This is a genomic window from Pseudonocardia sp. ICBG1034, assembly GCF_020131375.1.
Taxonomy (GTDB): domain Bacteria; phylum Actinomycetota; class Actinomycetes; order Mycobacteriales; family Pseudonocardiaceae; genus Pseudonocardia; species Pseudonocardia alni.
This window is the reverse complement of record NZ_JAHLEK010000023.1, coordinates 729275-744149: the sequence shown is the minus strand read 5'-3', so window position 1 is coordinate 744149 and position 14875 is coordinate 729275. Positions and strand designations below refer to the sequence as shown.

General features: G+C 76.4%; 14 protein-coding genes. 6 read left to right on the top strand and 8 right to left on the bottom strand.

Going from position 1 to position 14875, the window contains the following annotated elements:
* Positions 1-72 precede the first annotated feature (72 nt).
* The 3 genes from KPF22_RS27895 to KPF22_RS27885 form a co-directional block, all read right to left on the bottom strand.
* Positions 73-444, bottom strand: coding sequence for a VOC family protein (locus KPF22_RS27895; RefSeq protein ID WP_062399659.1), 372 nt, complete (start codon positions 442-444; stop codon positions 73-75).
* Positions 444-1076: an MBL fold metallo-hydrolase gene (locus tag KPF22_RS27890; protein ID WP_208820596.1), complete on the bottom strand. Its 633-nt coding sequence runs from the start codon at positions 1074-1076 to the stop codon at positions 444-446. The genes KPF22_RS27895 and KPF22_RS27890 overlap by 1 nt, the downstream gene beginning before the upstream one ends.
* A gap of 135 nt (positions 1077-1211) precedes the next feature.
* A complete protein-coding gene (locus tag KPF22_RS27885; RefSeq protein WP_224403763.1) occupies positions 1212-2222 on the bottom strand; it encodes an NAD-dependent epimerase/dehydratase family protein in 1011 nt (336 codons plus the stop codon).
* 60 nt (positions 2223-2282) lie between these two features.
* Here KPF22_RS27885 and purS point away from each other — a divergent pair, with 60 nt between their 5' ends.
* On the top strand, positions 2283-2516 hold the full coding sequence (gene purS / locus KPF22_RS27880) for a phosphoribosylformylglycinamidine synthase subunit PurS (protein WP_208820600.1): 234 nt from the start codon (positions 2283-2285) through the stop codon (positions 2514-2516).
* On the top strand, positions 2513-3187 hold the full coding sequence (purQ, locus tag KPF22_RS27875) for a phosphoribosylformylglycinamidine synthase subunit PurQ (RefSeq protein WP_208820602.1): 675 nt from the start codon (positions 2513-2515) through the stop codon (positions 3185-3187). Before purS ends, purQ begins: the two co-directional genes overlap by 4 nt.
* A 64-nt stretch (positions 3188-3251) precedes the next feature.
* On the opposite strand, the gene KPF22_RS27870 is transcribed toward purQ, so the two are convergent.
* The 4 genes from KPF22_RS27870 to KPF22_RS27855 are packed head-to-tail and all read right to left on the bottom strand — an operon-like array spanning position 3252 to position 9244.
* A complete protein-coding gene (locus KPF22_RS27870; RefSeq protein ID WP_224403991.1) occupies positions 3252-5138 on the bottom strand; it encodes a serine/threonine-protein kinase in 1887 nt (628 codons plus the stop codon).
* Positions 5139-5187: 49 nt separating this feature from the next.
* Positions 5188-7182, bottom strand: a complete 1995-nt coding sequence (locus tag KPF22_RS27865; protein WP_224403762.1) for a dynamin family protein — start codon at positions 7180-7182, stop codon at positions 5188-5190.
* Positions 7179-9059, bottom strand: a complete 1881-nt coding sequence (locus KPF22_RS27860) for a dynamin family protein (protein ID WP_224403761.1) — start codon at positions 9057-9059, stop codon at positions 7179-7181. Before KPF22_RS27860 ends, KPF22_RS27865 begins: the two co-directional genes overlap by 4 nt.
* Positions 9056-9244, bottom strand: a complete 189-nt coding sequence (locus tag KPF22_RS27855; RefSeq protein ID WP_224403760.1) for a hypothetical protein — start codon at positions 9242-9244, stop codon at positions 9056-9058. Before KPF22_RS27855 ends, KPF22_RS27860 begins: the two co-directional genes overlap by 4 nt.
* Before the next feature lie 87 nt (positions 9245-9331).
* Here KPF22_RS27855 and KPF22_RS27850 point away from each other — a divergent pair, with 87 nt between their 5' ends.
* Positions 9332-9895 carry an RNA polymerase sigma factor gene (locus tag KPF22_RS27850; protein ID WP_224403759.1) on the top strand — a complete coding sequence of 188 codons (564 nt, stop codon included), beginning with the start codon at positions 9332-9334 and terminating at the stop codon, positions 9893-9895.
* Positions 9896-9951: 56 nt separating this feature from the next.
* On the opposite strand, the gene KPF22_RS27845 is transcribed toward KPF22_RS27850, so the two are convergent.
* Positions 9952-10362, bottom strand: coding sequence for a hypothetical protein (locus tag KPF22_RS27845; RefSeq protein ID WP_224403758.1), 411 nt, complete (start codon positions 10360-10362; stop codon positions 9952-9954).
* Positions 10363-10512: 150 nt separating this feature from the next.
* Here KPF22_RS27845 and purL point away from each other — a divergent pair, with 150 nt between their 5' ends.
* The 3 genes from purL (at position 10513) to purF (ending at position 14863) form a co-directional block, all read left to right on the top strand.
* The gene (gene purL, locus KPF22_RS27840; RefSeq protein ID WP_224403757.1) at positions 10513-12819 is read left to right on the top strand and encodes a phosphoribosylformylglycinamidine synthase subunit PurL; all 2307 of its coding nucleotides are present in this window, start codon (positions 10513-10515) and stop codon (positions 12817-12819) included.
* Entirely contained in the window at positions 12819-13157 is a 339-nt protein-coding gene (locus KPF22_RS27835; RefSeq protein WP_073575832.1) for a sterol carrier family protein, read from the top strand. Before purL ends, KPF22_RS27835 begins: the two co-directional genes overlap by 1 nt.
* A 119-nt stretch (positions 13158-13276) precedes the next feature.
* Positions 13277-14863 (top strand): amidophosphoribosyltransferase, encoded by a 1587-nt coding sequence (purF, locus tag KPF22_RS27830; RefSeq protein WP_062399677.1) that lies wholly within the window; start codon positions 13277-13279, stop codon positions 14861-14863.
* Positions 14864-14875: the final 12 nt, after the last annotated feature.

The following is a 14875-nucleotide window of genomic DNA, read 5'->3' as shown; positions in this document are numbered from 1 at the left end:
CCCCGGCGATCGGCCCGGTTGTCCACAGTGTGTGCTCTCCTGTGGACAACCGGTGCCACCTGTGGACAGGTGTCAGGCCCGCCGCTCGCCGAGCACGCAGAACTCGTTGCCCTCGGGGTCGGCGAGCACCGTCCAGGACACCTCGTCGGCCGGGGCCCGGTGCTGGCCCACGTTGACCCGGGTGGCACCCAGCATCAGCAGCCGGGCGACCTCGGAGTCACGGACGCCGTCCGGCCGCAGGTCGATGTGCAGGCGGTTCTTGGTCCGCTTCCCCTCCGCGACCGGCACGAAGATCAGCCCCGGGACGACGCCCTCGGCGGGCTGGATCTCGAACTCCGACGCCGAGGCGTTCACGACCGTCCAGTCCAGGGCCTCGGCCCACCAGCGGCCGAGCCGGACCGGGTCCCGGGCGTCGACGACGACCTGCTCCCACTGCAGGGCCATCAGACGTCGACCGCCGTCTCCCGGTCGGGGACCAGGAGCGTCGTGGCGTCGGGCCCCAGGTTGTCGAAGAACCGGTAGTGGAGCGTGGGGTCGGCGAGTGTGCCCTCGTGGATCGGCACCACCGTCCGTGGTGCGACCGACCGCAGGTAGTCGACGGCCTCGGACACCTTCAGCCAGGGTGCGCCGGTGGGGAGCAGCAGCGTCGCCAGCTCGTCGACGCCCGGCGGGACGTACGCGTCGCCGGGGTGGAGCAGCGCGCCGTCGACGAGGTAGCCGTTGTTCGCGACCAGCGGGATGTCCGGGTGGATCTGCGCGTGGTCCCCGGACCCGACGACGGACACCTCGGCGCCGCCGAGGGCCAGCACGTCGCCGGGGGCGGCGGTGCGGGCGTCGATGCCGTCGAGCTGCCCGGCGGTCTGGCCGTCGGTGACCAGGGCGGCGTCGGGGTTGGCGCGCAGCAGGGTGCGCAGCGCGTCGGCGTCGACGTGGTCGAAGTGCTGGTGGGTGACGAGGATCGCGTCGAGGCCCTCCAGGCCGCTGAACCCGGAGGAGAAGGCACCGGGGTCGAACAGCAGGCGTGCGGCTCCGGTGTCGACCAGGACGCAGGCGTGGCCGTAGTGCGTCAGCTTCATGGGAACAGCATCCCGCCTCGCGGCGGCGCGGCGCCGGTGGCCGCGCCGACGAGTTCGGGTGGCCCGGCACGCCGGCGGAGTTCGCGGTCCGGCTGCGCGAGCTGCCCGGCCGAGCGGTCTTCCCGGCCGACGGCGTCAGCCCCCGGTGTGCGCCGTCAGCACCGCCCGTTCCTCGGCGGCGGTCAGTCCGGCGGCCCGTCCGCGGTCGAGACCGAGCTCGCGTTCCCACGCCAGCGTCGCCCGGGCGGTGACGGCGAGCGGGCGGGTCTCCAGCCCGGCGGCGACGGTCGCGGTGACGTCGCGGTCGGCGATGCCCCAGTGCGTCTCCGGCAGCCACAGGGGCAGCGACCGCGGGCCCGCCCAGATCGCGACGTCCAGCGACCGCAGGGTCTCCCCGGGCACGCGGACCAGCTCGAGGTCGTCGGCGCCGACGGCCTCCGCGGTCGCCGCGAGCACCCGGTCCAGGGTGGACCGCGGGCCGGTGCCGTCGTGGGTGCCCGTGGCGCCGGTCTCGGCGCGCGCGACGACCCAGGCCGCCAGGTCGTCGACGTCGACCACCTGCATCGGCTGCGCGGGCGCGTCCGGCACCACCACCCGGCCGCCGCGGGCGAACCGGCTCGCCCAGTAGCCGTAGCGGTCGTGCCGGTCCCCGTGCCCGCACAGCAGCCCGGCGCGGACGACGTGCGCACGGTCGCCCGCCCGCTCGCGCACCGCGTGCTCGCTGCCGACCTTCGCCGCGCCGTAGACGTCGGGATCGGTGCGGGACCGCTCCGGGCCGGGTTCGTCGTGCAGCGGCGCCAGGGTCGGCTGGTCGACGGTCCCGCCACGCACCGCCGGGTCGGCGTAGGCATTGATCGAGGACACGAACGTCCAGTGCCCGAAGCGGCCGTCCAGGGCGTCGAGGGCGTCGCGGACCCAGGGCGCGGACATCGTCGCCACGTCGACGACGGCGTCGGCGGTCCGCCCGTCCAGCGCCGCGGCGAGCGACCCGGGCCGCGAGCGGTCCGCCACCAGCACCTCCGCGCCGTCCGGCGGCGCCCCGGACACACCCCGCGACACGCACGTCACCGCGTGCCCGGCCGCCAGTGCGGCCGCGGCGACCGCGCGCGAGAGGAAGACCGTCCCACCCAGCACCAGGAATCGCATGCGCCGATGGTGAGGGCACGCACGTCGAGTTGTCCGCCCCGTTCACCGTAGGCTGACCCCGTGGCCAGAGTGGTGGTGGACGTGATGCCCAAGCCCGAGATCCTCGACGTGCAGGGTCAGGCCGTGACCCGGGCGCTCGACCGGATCGGTGTGTCCGGCGTGAGCGGGGTGCGGCAGGGCAAGCACTTCGAGCTCGAGGTCGCGGACGGCGTCGACGACGAGACCCTGCACCGGCTCGCCGGCTCCCTGCTGGCGAACCCGGTGATCGAGGACTGGACGGTGACCCGGCTGTGAGCACCCGCGTCGGTGTGATCACCTTCCCGGGCACCCTGGACGACGTCGACGCCGCCCGCGCGGTCCGCCGCGCCGGCGCCGAGGCCGTCCCGCTGTGGCACGGCGACCACGACCTGCAGGGTGTGGACGCCGTCGTCGTGCCGGGCGGGTTCTCCTACGGCGACTACCTGCGTGCCGGCGCGATCGCGAGCCTGGCGCCGATCATGACCGAGGTCGTGGCCGGCGCCGGGCGCGGTCTGCCGGTGCTCGGCATCTGCAACGGCTTCCAGATCCTCTGCGAGGCGCACCTGCTCCCCGGCGCGCTCGTCGCGAACGCCGGGATGCACTTCCTGTGCCGCGACCTCGAGCTGACCGTGGAGAACGCGCAGACCGCGTGGACCCGCGACTGCACCGCGGGGGACCGGCTGACGATCCCGCTGAAGTCGCAGGAGGGCCGCTACGTCGCCGACGCCGCGACCCTCGACGAGCTGGAGGGCGAGGGCCGTGTGGTCTTCCGCTACGCCGAGCCCGCCCCCAACGGCTCGACCCGCGACATCGCCGGCATCACCAACGCGGCGGGCAACGTGGTCGGCCTCATGCCGCACCCGGAGCACGCGACCAGCGAGCTGACCGGCCCGTCCGCGGACGGCCTCGGCCTGTTCACCTCGGTGCTGGCCCGGGTCACCGCCTGACCCGCCGACGAGGCACGGCCCGGCCGGTGGTGCCCGCGGACCACCGGCCGGGCCGTCCCCGTGTTCAGCCCGGGATCTCCGACGCCGGGGCGGTCGTCGTCGCGGCGAAGCCGGCCTGCGCCTGCTCCTGGGTGGGCGCGACCACGTAGATCGAGAACCGCGTGTCCGCGCAGAGCGCGACGGCGACCGCGTTGCGGCTCAGCGTCGGTCCGCGGGAGAAGAACGGCCCCTGCACGGTGGCGTCGTCGCCGGAGCTCCAGGTGTCCGAGCCCGGAGGCAGCGAGGCACCCGCGCGGACGTGGTCGTAGAAGGCGCGGGCGTCGCCCGCGTCCGACCACATGTCGTAGAACACCGTCGCGCCGTTCGCGGGGTCCTCGCAGCGGATCGAGGCGATCGAGGCGTAGCCGGTGTCGTCCGCGGGGACGGTCACGCAGCCGGGCGCGGCCGCGGAGCCGAAGACCTGCCGCAGCACGGTGAGGTCGGCCTCCCGGTTGGGGATCGGCGTGGTCGCGGCCGGTGCCGCCGACTCCGGTGCCGCCGCGGGGGCCGTGGTGGGTGCCGCGGCGGGCGCGGCCGTGGGGACCGGGGGAGCGGTCCCACCGGCCGGGTCCTCCAGGGCGGTGCCGACGACCATCAGCGCGCCGAAGCCCAGCACCACGGTGGCGAGCACCGCGGTCACCGCGACCAGCGCCGGGTGGGTGCGCCGCCGCGGCTGCGGCGGGACCCACGGGCCCTGCGGCCCGGAGTACGGGCCGCCGAGCCCGGCCGGGGCGGCGAGGCCGGGTGGGACGCCGTGGCCGCCGGGCGGGGTCGCCGGTGCCGCCCACGGGCCGTGGGCCGCGCCGTCGTGTCCCGCCTGTCCCCACGGCGGCTGCCCCCACAGCGCGGCCGTCCCGCCGGGCCCGGTGCCCCCCTGCGCCCCGGGCGCGGTCCCGGCCGGAGCCGGGACCGCGCCCACGGACGCCGCGACCCCCGCCGCGGCGTGCACCGTGCCCGCCGCGCCCGCGGCCCCGGCGGCGACCGGGACCGGCCCCGACCCCGGGGCGGCGACCCGGACCGGCCCGGAGCCCGGCGCCGGGGCCTGGGACGGGACGCCGGACAGCACCCGGGTCGGTCCGGAGGCCGTCGACCGCTCGGGATCCGCACCCAGCGCCTGCGCCAGCGCGGCGGCGAACTCCGGTGCCGTCGCGAACCGCTCGTCCGGGTCGACGGCCATGCCGCGGACCAGGACGTCCCCGGCATCGGCGAGCTCGGGGCGCACCGCGGAGATCCGCGGCCGCTCGGCGCTCAGGTGCTGGTACATCAGCGCCGGCCCCTCGGCCCGGAACGGGGCGGCGCCGCTCAGCGCCTCGTAGGTGAGGCAGGCCAGCGCGTACACGTCGACCCGCCGGTCCGCGGCCGCGCCGAGGAACAGCTCGGGGGCCATGTAGGCCAGCGTCCCGATCGCGGTGCCCGTCCCGGTCAGCGCCGTCCCGGTGCCGGCGTCGGTGGACTTGGCGATGCCGAAGTCGACGAGGTAGGCGAAGTCGCGGTCGCCGTCGGCGAGCAGGACGTTGGACGGCTTGACGTCGCGGTGCACCAGGCCGTCGGCGTGCGCGGCGTGCAGCGCGTCGGCGACCTGCCCGAGCAGCCGGACGACCCGGTGCGGGTCGAGCGCCCCCGACTCCCGGACGGCCTCGGCGAGGTCGCGCCCGGCGACCAGCCGCATGTCGATGAACAGCCTGCCGTCGATCTCGCCGACGTTGTGGATCGGGATGACGTGCGGCGACGACAGCCGTGCCGCGGCCCTCGACTCCCGCTGGAACCGCGACCGGTACTCCGGCTCGTCGGCCAGCTCCGGGCGCAGCCGCTTCAGCGCGACCACGCGCTCGGTGCGCGTGTCGTAGGCCCGGCTGACCTCCCCCATGCCGCCCCGGCCGAGGACCCCCTCGATCCGGTAGTGGCCGAACATCTCCGCCACCGCGCCCACCTCCACCCGTGCCGTCGTCGCGGTGCTGTCGTCACCGTGTCGGGGAGGGGGATGCCGGGCGCGCGCCCGGCGTTTCAGCGACGACGACACCCGTCCCGGACCTCACCCGGACGGAGCAGGTCGGCGGGGCGGCGAGCCGGTCGTCGAGCGCGCTGCGCAGCTGCTGCACCCGCCCGGTGAGCTCCCGCACCGCGCCGGCCCGCCGCTCCGCACGGGCGGTGGCGTCACGGCGGCGTCCGGCGTCGCGGCGGTGCTCCTCGGCGACGGCCGCGCGCCGCTGCTCCAGCTCGGCGCGACGGGCGTCGAGCAGCTCGTCGACGGTCTGGTCGACCGTGGACCGCCAGGTCGCGACGGCCTGCTGTGCGGTCAGCACCATCTCGCCCGCGGCCGCACCGACGACGTCGTTCACCCCCTTGGTCAGCGCGGTCCGGGTGTGCGCGGCCTCGGTCAGCCGTCGCTTGTGGACCAGGAACACCCCGGCGACGGCGACGCCGACGGCCACCGGCCCGGCGAACGCGAGCCCCACGCCCAGACCCAGCAGGTGCGCCGAGGCGAAGCTGATGCTGCTGGCCATCATCACCGACGGCAGCCCGTCGGCGATCACGTCGACGCCCCGCGCGGCCGGGCCGTCGGTGACGCGGACCGCGCCGTCGGGGCGGGGCCGCCGGTCCAGCAGCCCGGTGTCGAGCCCGACCGGGGGCAGGCCGAGCCGCCGGACGTGCTCGGCCAGTCCGGTGGCCGCGAGGTCACGGGTGTCGGCGGCGATCTCCTCCCAGGCCGCGGTGAGCGTGCCCTCCAACGCCTCCGGGAGCCGCTCCCGGTAGCGGCGCAGCTCCCGCAGCGAGTGCAGCCCGGCGATCTCGATCTCGTACGCCCGCCGGTGGCCCTCCATCCGCACCCGTGCGCGGCGGGCCGCCTCCTGGCCGAGGAACTGCTGGTCGATGCCGCTGCGACGCCGGGCCCGGCGCAGCTCGCGCAGCCGGTCGAGGTCGTCGTCGATGCCGGCGCGGCGCCGGTCGAGCGCGTCGTCGTCCCCCGAGCCGACGGCGGCCTCGTCGCGGGCCAGGTCGTCCAGTGCGCGGGCGACGCCCTCGACCAGGGTGAGGACGGCGGCGGCCCGGGCCACGCGTCGTCGCCGGGACCAGCTCCCCAGCAGCGCGGTGAGCGCGGGCAGCCCGCTGCGCTCACGGCGGGTGCCGGCCCGGGCGTCGCGGCCGCGGGCGGCGAGGTCGTCGGCGGCCTCGGCCAGCGCCGCGCTCACCGGCACCCAGGGGGCCTGCTCCAGGCGGCGCGCGGTCGCGGCGTCGAGCCTGCCGTCGGCGACGGCGGCCGCGGTGAAGGTCGCGAGCCGGGCCCGGTTCCCGGCCAGGAGCTCCGGCCAGGCCGCGGAGTCGTCGATCTTGGTGAGGACGAAGGCGACCGACGGCACCCGGGCGGCGGCCTCGGCGGCGAACTCCAGCTCGTGCCGCAGCACCGGCTGGTCCTGCGCGCCGACGCACAGCAGCAACCCGTCCGCGGCGTGCAGCGCGGAGACGGTGGTGTGCCGGTGGCCGAGGGTCAGGCCGTCCACGCCGGGGGTGTCGACCAGCCGCAGGCCCCGCAGCCGTTCCCGGGGCACGCCGACGACGACCTCGACCACCCCGGCCCGGTCGGCGCCGTCCACCGCGACGTGCGCGGCGACCCGGTCCGCCGCGACGACCGAGCGGACCGGCCGGCCCGCCTCGTCGTGGCGGGTGACGGTCACGGCCGGGGTGTCGGCGTACTCCAGGTGGACCCGGGCCCCGGTGGCGACGTCGGCGTCGACCGGGAGCAGGTCGCGGTGCCCGCCCAGCGCGTTGAGCAGCCTGCTCTTGCCGCGGTTCTGCGCCCCCGCGACGACGACGGTCAGCACGTCGTCCTTCCACCGCCCGGCCGCGGCGGCGAGCGCGTCGCGCCAGTCGGTCAGGCCGGCGTCGGCGGCCTCGGTGTGGGCGCGGTTGGCCAGGGTCAGCACCGCGGTGACGGTGTCGGTGGGGGTGGCGGTCACGGGGTCTCCCGGGGTCGGGGGCCCGCGATCCGGTCGTAGAGGTCGCAGACCGCGTGCAGGGTGGCCCGCTCGGGGCCGGGCAGGGGGGCGGCGGCCAGGCGTCGCAGCCGGGTGGCGAGGCCCGCGGCGGCGGCCCGGCGCTCGTCGGGGGTCGCGCCGCGCAGCCCGACCGCGCGGTGTACGGTGCGGGAGCGGGCCAGCCGGGTGAGCGCGTCCCGGTCGTCCTGGGGCACCGAGGGGTGCGCGGCCAGCGCCAGCAGCCGGCCCCGGTCCAGCGGTGAGCCGCCGGGCGCCGGTCCGGGGCGGGGCGCGGCGGGGCCGCCCAGGGAGTCGGCGATCGACTCCAGGACGGCGAGCACGTCGCGGGCCCGCCGCCCGCCGACCGTCCGGCCCGCGGCGTCGGCCACGGCCCGCCAGCGCGCGGCCGCGGCCCGCGCCCGGGCCACGACCTCCCCGGCACCGGCGGTCGCGGGCAGCCCCAGCTGGGCGGCGGCCTCGTCCTCCCGGACCATCCGCATCAGCTCGTCGGTCATCGGTCCGTCCAGGAGCAGCTCCCCGCGGGCGACGGCGGCGCCGGCGGCGGGCAGGGCGAGTGCCCGCAGCTCGGTCGCGATCCGCCGGTCGGCGTCGACCACCCGGTGCAGCCCGGCGACGGCGGCCCGGTCCGCCGGGTGCCGTGCGGGCTGTGCGGCGAGGCGGCGGATCCGGGCCACCGCGGCGTGCGCGGTGAGCCGGTGCGCGTGCCGCCGGAACCGCTCGACGGCCGGGCCGAGCCCGTCGTCGTGGCCGGAGGCGGCGAGCAGCGCGGCGTGCAGCGCGTCGGGCCCGGCGTCCGGCCGGGAGCGCAGCAGGTCGACCGCGACCCGGATGCCGTAGCGGTGCAGCCTGCCGGTCAGCGCGGCCCGGACCGGCGCGGGCAGGGCCGCGTCGAGGGCGGCGGCGGGTCCGTCGCCGAGGTCCGCGGTGAGGTCGGCCGCGCCGTGCCCGGTGAAGTCGTCGAGGTCCAGCAGGAGGTCGTCGAGCAGGTCGTCGTCGAGGGCGGCCAGCGCGCGGAGCCCGGTGAGCTCGGCGGGGCCCAGCACCCGGCAGCGTGCGGTCTCGGCCAGCAGGCCCGACACCGGCGCGACGTCCAGCGCCACCCCGCGCAGCGCCGCCCGCGCCCGCCCGGCCACCCGGCGTGCGTCGGGCCAGGGGTCCCCGCCCGGGACCCGGTCGACGTGGCTGAGCACGGCGGCGGTGTCGACGGCGGTCATCCCGGCCGCCCCGGACAGGGCGCGGAACTCGGCGAGCACGTCGGCGTCGAAGCGCTGCAGGTGGCGCAGCACGTAGACGAGCGCCTGGGCGTGCCCGGCGGCGTCGTCGCCGAACAGCAGCCGCCGCGTCGCCTCCTCGGTCGCGGCACGGACGGTGTCGACGCCCGGGGTGTCGATCACGGTGAGCACCCGCAGCCGCGGGTCGTCGAGCAGGACGCGCACCCGCAGCACCTCGGCGACCGGGCAGCCGAGGTCCCCGGGCATCCGGCCGTCGACGAGCCGGCGCAGCACCGGAGCGCCGTGGCGCCGCTCGACGACCACCAGCCCGTCGTCGGGGCCGTAGGAGTACCAGGTGACGACCCGGGTGCACTCGCCCGCGTCGGCGGGGGCGACCGGGCGGCCGAGGATCGCGTTGATCAGCGTCGACTTCCCGGCGCCGACCGCCCCGGCGACCGCGAGCTGCAGCGGCCTGCCGAGCGTGTCGGCGATCCGGGTCAGCTCGGCGCGCAGGCCGGGGTCGTGGGCCCGACCGGCCGCGGTGCGGCACGCGGTCCGCAGGACGACGGCCGGGTCGGGCAGCCCGAGCAGCGCCCGGGTGTCGACGAGCGCGGTCGCGGTGGTCACGCCGCACCGTCCGGGGTCGTGTCGTCGGGCCCGGGGAGGACCCCGCCCGGCAGCAGTGCCGCCAGCTCCGGCCGGTACGCGGCGGCGAACGTCGTCGCGAACCGGTTCTCCTCGGCCGCCGGGTCGTCCGGCCCGACGGTGCCGAGCAGCAGTCGCTGCAGCTCACGGTCGTCGTTCAGGTCCATCTCGCGCTCCTCGACAGTCCGCTGCAAGTCGCTTGCAAGCCCGTGGTCCGACGGTGCAGCGGACACCACGGACGAGAGGCACCGACGATGACGACCACGACCGGCGCGACGACCCTGCTCCGCCCGCTGCACCCGGGCGACACCACCGAGCTGCTGGAGCGGGCCCGGGCCGGCGACGAGCAGGCCTTCCGCGCGCTGTGGGCGCCCGCCCACCGCCAGGCCCACGCGCTGTGCCTGCGGCTGACCGGCAACCGGGCCGACGCCGACGACGCGCTGCAGGACACCCAGATCGCGGTCTGGCAGAACCTCGACCGCTTCGACGGCCGCTGCCCGTTCACCGCCTGGGTGCAGGCGATCGCGCGCAACGCCGCCCGGTCGGTCCTGCGGGCCCGGTCGCGCCGCCCCGAGCCGGTCGAGGACCTCGAACCGGTCGGCGGGGCCGTCGACCCGTTCGCCGGGGCGGTCACCGAGGTCGACGCCGTGCAGCGGGCGCTGGGCCTGCTGCCCGAGAAGCACCGTGAGGCCCTGCTCCTGCGGGCCGGTGACCTGTCCTACGAGCAGATCGCGGCCCTGATGGGGGCGACCCCGGCGAGCGTGCGGGTCTGGGTCCACCGGGGCCGGCTCCGGCTGGCGGCCGAGCTCGGGCGCTGAGCCCCGGCCGTGCGGACCGGGTGGCTCCCCGGTCCGCACGACCTCCGGTCCGCGGGTCACGCGACGGAGAAGATCCCGCTGCCGGTCCCGCCGGAGGAGACGACGTCGTCGGCGCTGCCGTCCCCGTCGCCGTCGATCGCGACGGTGGTGGTGTCGAAGACCCCGTCGCCGTCGGTGTCGGTGAACACCGCGGCGCTCTCCAGGTGGCCGTCGCCGTCGGTGTCGGTCCGGCCGGCGTCGAACGCGCCGTCGCCGTCGGTGTCGCGGACCTCGGTGTCGGCGGCGCCGTCGTAGTCGGTGTCGAGCACGCCGTAGTCGGCCGCGCCGTCGCCGTCGGTGTCGCTCGCGACCAGGTCGATCTCGCCGTCGCCGTTCGTGTCGGCGAGCACCGACTCCTGGTAGCCGTCGTGGTCCAGGTCGGCGGCCCGCACGTCGTCGACGGTGGCGGTGGTGTCGAAGTCGCTCATGGTGTTCCCCTCGTCCGTGGCCCGGTGGGCCTGTGCACGAGGGGATGCCGCGGGCGGCGGGTGCGTTTCACCCCGCTGTGGGGAACCCCGCCTGTGGGCCCCGGCACCGTGCGGGGACGCGGGCGGGGGAGCCCCGTCTACCCTGACCCCGTGACGCAGTCCCAGGTGCCGGTCGATTCCGTCAAGCACGCCGAGGCCACTCCGGAGCAGCCGCAGCCCTTCCGGGAGCTGGGGCTCAAGGACGACGAGTACGCCCGTATCCGGGAGATCCTCGGCCGCCGGCCCACCGACGCCGAGCTGGCGATGTACTCGGTGATGTGGAGCGAGCACTGCTCCTACAAGTCCTCCAAGGTCCACCTGCGCTACTTCGGTGAGACCACCACCGAACAGATGCGCTCGACGATGCTCGCCGGGATCGGCGAGAACGCGGGTGTCGTGTCCGTCGGCGACGGCTGGGCGGTCACCTTCAAGGTCGAGTCGCACAACCACCCGTCCTACGTCGAGCCCTACCAGGGCGCGGCGACCGGTGTCGGCGGCATCGTCCGCGACATCATGGCGATGGGCGCGCGCCCGATCGCGGTGGGCGACCCGCTGCGTTTCGGCCCGCTCGACGCCGACGACACCGGCCGGGTGCTGCCCGGCATCGTCGCCGGCGTCGGCGGCTACGGGAACTGTCTCGGCCTGCCGAACGTCGCGGGCGAGGTCGTCTTCGACCCGTCCTACGCGGGGAACCCGCTGGTCAACGCCCTGTGCGTGGGAGCGCTGAAGACCGAGGACCTGCACCTCGCGTTCGCCTCCGGCACCGGCAACAAGATCATCCTGTTCGGTGCGACGACCGGGCTCGACGGCATCGGCGGCGTGTCCGTGCTGGCGTCGGAGACCTTCGACTCCGCCGGCGGCGGCACCGGGCGGAAGAAGCTGCCGAGCGTCCAGGTCGGCGACCCGTTCACCGAGAAGGTCCTCATCGAGTGCTGCCTGGAGCTGTTCGCGGCCGGGCTCGTCGTCGGGATCCAGGACCTCGGCGGCGCCGGGCTGTCCTGCGCGACCTCCGAGCTCGCCTCCGCCGGTGACGGCGGCATGCACGTCGACCTCGACGCCGTCCCGCTGCGCGCCACCGGCATGACCGCCGCCGAGATCCTCTCCTCGGAGTCCCAGGAGCGGATGTGCGCGGTCGTCACCCCGGAGAACGTCGAGGCCTTCCTCGCCGTCTGCCGCAAGTGGGACACCATCGCCACCGTGATCGGCGAGGTCACCGACGGCGACCGCCTGGTGATCACCTCCCAGGGCGAGACCGTCGTCGACGTGCCGCCGCGCACGGTCGCCCACGAGGGCCCGGTCTACACCCGCCCGGTCACCCGCGACGACGCGAAGCAGGACGCGCTGAACGCGGACTCGCCGGAGGCGCTGCCCCGCCCGGAGACCCCGTCCGAGCTGCGCGCGGAGATCCTGCGGATGGCCGCCGCCCCGAACCTCGCGTCCCGCTCGTGGGTCACCGACCAGTACGACCGCTACGTGCGCGGCAACACCGTCGCCGCGCACGGCGCCGACTCCGGGGTCGTGCAGGTCGACGAGTCCACCGGCCGCGGCATCGCCGTCGCCACCGACTGCAACGCCCGCTTCGTGGCGCTCGACCCGTACCTCGGCGCGCAGCTCGCGCTGGCCGAGGCCTACCGCAACGTCGCGACCTCCGGCGCCGTGCCGCTCGCCGTCACCGACTGCCTGAACTTCGGCTCGCCGGAGGACCCGCACGTCATGTGGCAGTTCGAGCAGGCCGTGCGCGGTCTCGCCGACGGCTGCGCGGTGCTGGGTACCCCGGTCACCGGCGGCAACGTCAGCTTCTACAACCAGACCGGGACGACGGCGATCCTGCCGACCCCGGTGGTCGGCGTGCTCGGCGTGATCGACGACGTCACCACCGCGGTCCGGTCCGGGTTCGCCGGCGCCGACGGCGACACGGTCGTCCTGCTCGGCACCACCGCCGCCGAGTTCGGCGGGTCGGAGTGGGCGCACGAGGTGCACGGGCACCTCGGCGGACGGCCGCCCGCCGTCGACCTGGAGCACGAGCGGCGCCTCGCGCAGCTCCTCGCCGCCGCGGCCGCGGACCGGGCGCTGACCGGCAGCCACGACCTGTCCGACGGCGGCCTCGCCCAGGGACTGGTCGAGGCCGCGCTCGCCGGGGGCCGGGGCGCCCGCGTCGACCTGGCCGGGGTGCACGAGGACTCGTTCACCGCGCTGTTCGCCGAGTCCGCCGGACGGGTGCTGGTCACCGTGCCCGCCGACGGCGCCGAGGCGTTCCTGGCCCGCGCCGCCGAGGCCGGTGTCCCGGCGCTGCGGCTCGGCGAGACCGGCGGCGACGTCCTCGACCTGGGCGACGCCCTCGGCACGCTGGCGCTCGACGAGCTGCGCGCCGCCTGGGAGGGCACGCTCCCGGCGCGGTTCGGCGCCGTCTCGGTCTGATGTCCGACGTCCTCCTGGACTGGGTCGACGACGGGGTCGAGCCGGACCGGGCGACACGGAAGTCGGCGGTGAAGGCGTCGCTCGACGAGCTGGCCCGGCGCGCGCCGGGCCGCAGCGTCGAGGTACGGGTCCCGCCGTTCGGTGCGGTGCAGTGCGTGGAGGGGCCGCGGCACACCCGCGGCACCCCGCCGAACGTCGTCGAGGCCGACCCGCGGACCTGGATCGCGCTCGCCGTCGGCCGCCTGAGCTGGGACGACGCGCTCGCCGCCGGGCGGGTGTCGGCGTCCGGGTCGCGGGCCGGCGAGATCGCCGCGTTCCTGCCGCTCCGCACGCCGTGACCGGACGGGTGCGGTGTGCGACCGCGACGTGACCCCTGTCCCCGTACCTGGGGATACGTGATCTCGGGGCGTACAGTCGTCCCCTGGTCCCGGTACGCCGCCAGCCGAGGAGCGCCGCGTTGAGTTCCGTCCGGAACGAGCACGTCAGCCCTGAACGAACCCTCTCCCTCACCCCCGTCGCACCCCCCGCCGCCGAGCCCGACGAGCAAGGACCCCGCGAGGAGTGCGGTGTGTTCGGCGTCTGGGCCCCCGGCGAGGACGTCGCGAAGATGACCTACTACGGCCTCTACGCGCTGCAGCACCGCGGCCAGGAGGCCGCCGGCATCGCCGTGTCCGACGGCCGCCGCACCGTGGTGTTCAAGGACCTCGGCCTGGTCAGCCAGGTGTTCGACGAGCAGACGCTGTCCTCGCTGCGCGGGCACCTCGCCGTCGGCCACTGCCGCTACTCGACGACCGGCGCGACGACCTGGGAGAACGCCCAGCCGACGTTCCGCACCACCGCCGCGGGCTCCGGCCTCGCGCTGGGCCACAACGGCAACCTGGTCAACACCGCCGAGCTGCGTGAGGACGTCGCGAAGCTGGAGAACCGCAAGCGGTCCGGGCTGCGCGCGACCACCGACTCCGACCTGCTCACCGAGCTGCTGGCCGCGGGCGCCGCGGACCTCGGCGTCTACGAGGCCGCGATGCGGCTGCTGCCGCGGCTGCGCGGCGCGTTCTCGCTGACCTTCGCCGACGAGAGCACCCTCTACGCCGCCCGCGACTCCCACGGCGTCCGCCCGCTGGTCCTGGGCCGCCTGGAGCGCGGCTGGGTCGTCGCGTCGGAGACGGCGGCGCTGGACATCGTCGGCGCCTCGTTCGTCCGCGAGGTCGAGCCGGGCGAGCTCATCGCGATCGACGCCGACGGCATCCGCAGCCAGCGCTTCGCCGCCCCGGAGCCGAAGGGCTGCGTGTTCGAGTACGTCTACCTGGCGCGCCCGGACACCACCATCGCCGGCCGCTCGGTCTACGACACCCGGGTGGAGATCGGCCGCCGGCTCGCCGAGGAGCACCCGGTCGAGGCCGACCTGGTCATCCCGGTCCCGGAGTCCGGCACCCCGGCCGCGATCGGCTACGCCCAGGGCTCCGGCATCCCCTACGGCCAGGGCCTGGTGAAGAACGCCTACGTCGGGCGCACCTTCATCCAGCCCAGCCAGACCATCCGCCAGCTCGGCATCCGGCTGAAGCTGAACCCGCTGCGCAACGTCATCCGGGGCAAGCGGCTGGTCGTCGTCGACGACTCGATCGTCCGCGGCAACACCCAGCGCGCGCTGGTGCGGATGCTGCGCGAGGCCGGCGCCCTCGAGGTGCACGTGCGGATCGCCTCGCCGCCCGTGCGCTGGCCCTGTTTCTACGGCATCGACTTCGCCAGCCGGGCCGAGCTGATCGCCAACGGCGCCGACACCGAGGGCGTCCGACGCTCGATCGGCTCGGACAGCCTCGGCTACGTCTCGGTCGAGCAGATGGTCGCCGCGTCCGAGCAGCCGCGCTCGCGGCTGTGTTGCGCCTGCTTCGACGGGGAGTACCCGATCCCGCTGCCGGAGGAGGCCCAGCTCGGCAAGCACCTGCTGGAGGACGTCCCGGAGCCGACGGCGTCCGGCGCCGCCTCTGGCGATCCCGGCCCGCTGTCCGTCGGATACGGTGCCGGGGAAGCGCTGACCCGCCCGTAGCGGCACCCGATC

Excerpts from the sequence above, each read along its gene's own strand:
- KPF22_RS27895 (WP_062399659.1), bottom strand. The coding sequence starts at position 444 with ATGGCCCTGCAGTGGGAGCAGGTCGTCGTCGACGCCCGGGACCCGGTC.
- KPF22_RS27890 (WP_208820596.1), bottom strand. The coding sequence starts at position 1,076 with ATGAAGCTGACGCACTACGGCCACGCCTGCGTCCTGGTCGACACCGGA.
- KPF22_RS27885 (WP_224403763.1), bottom strand. The coding sequence starts at position 2,222 with ATGCGATTCCTGGTGCTGGGTGGGACGGTCTTCCTCTCGCGCGCGGTC.
- KPF22_RS27870 (WP_224403991.1), bottom strand. The coding sequence starts at position 5,138 with ATGTTCGGCCACTACCGGATCGAGGGGGTCCTCGGCCGGGGCGGCATG.
- KPF22_RS27855 (WP_224403760.1), bottom strand. The coding sequence starts at position 9,244 with ATGGACCTGAACGACGACCGTGAGCTGCAGCGACTGCTGCTCGGCACC.
- KPF22_RS27850 (WP_224403759.1), top strand. The coding sequence starts at position 9,332 with ATGACGACCACGACCGGCGCGACGACCCTGCTCCGCCCGCTGCACCCG.
- KPF22_RS27845 (WP_224403758.1), bottom strand. The coding sequence starts at position 10,362 with ATGAGCGACTTCGACACCACCGCCACCGTCGACGACGTGCGGGCCGCC.
- KPF22_RS27835 (WP_073575832.1), top strand. The coding sequence starts at position 12,819 with ATGTCCGACGTCCTCCTGGACTGGGTCGACGACGGGGTCGAGCCGGAC.